The sequence below is a fragment of the Bacillus sp. LR--39 genome (assembly GCF_053613335.1).
Genome location: NZ_JBSIOT010001002.1, coordinates 1 through 659, shown reverse-complemented (window position 1 = coordinate 659; position 659 = coordinate 1). Strand labels below are relative to the sequence as shown.

The 659-nt window shown below is 47.8% G+C and carries 2 protein-coding genes; both read right to left on the bottom strand.

Features of this window, described 5'->3' with window-relative positions:
• Window positions 1–111: hypothetical protein (locus ACWHAR_RS28055; protein ID WP_452088565.1), on the bottom strand; the 111-nt coding region annotated here is incomplete at its 3' end.
• A gap of 92 nt (window positions 112–203) precedes the next feature.
• On the bottom strand, window positions 204–659 hold a 456-nt coding region (locus ACWHAR_RS28050), incomplete at its 5' end, for an MFS transporter (RefSeq protein ID WP_452088564.1).

Genomic DNA, 659 nt, shown 5'->3' with positions numbered 1-659 from the left:
CAGGGACTTCATTTGTTTTACTTCTTTTCCGGAAGCGATAACTGTAAATGCAAACAATGGGATTATGCAAAGGAGCAAAATCCATCCGATTATTTTTCGTAACATGGTCACTCTCTTTTCTCCTAAATTCTAGCCATATCGTACCATTCTTTTGAGATTACGAGAAGGTTAAATTTAGAAGATTCCTCAGTTTTTTCTCGGAATCAGCTTGCTTTGGCATAAGAATCTTTCCAAAGTTTCTGCATGATCCAAAGCATGCAGGCGCCGGCGAAAAAGAGAAACGCCGTGACGTAAAAGGTGGCCGAAATGGTAAAATGGCTCGATATGATTCCCCCGAGCAGAGGCCCGAGCACGTTTCCTAAAAAGCGAAAGCTGACATTGTAGCCGAGAACTTCACCCTGAATGCTGCCGGGAGCCTGAACGCGGATCGCTGCCGTAATGCATGGCAGCAAACCGCCCATCGCCATTCCGAATAAAAATCTGAAAACAAGGAGCACGCTGAGTGAGGACGCGAGCGCCTGCGGAATAAAAAAGAAAGAGGCGGCGAGCAAAAGTCCGATTAAAATGCGGCGGTGGCCGTAGCGGTCGCCCAGATCACCCCATTTTCTAGCCAGCAGCAAACTTCCGAGCCCCGTTGCTGAAAATGCCATGCCGGAGAA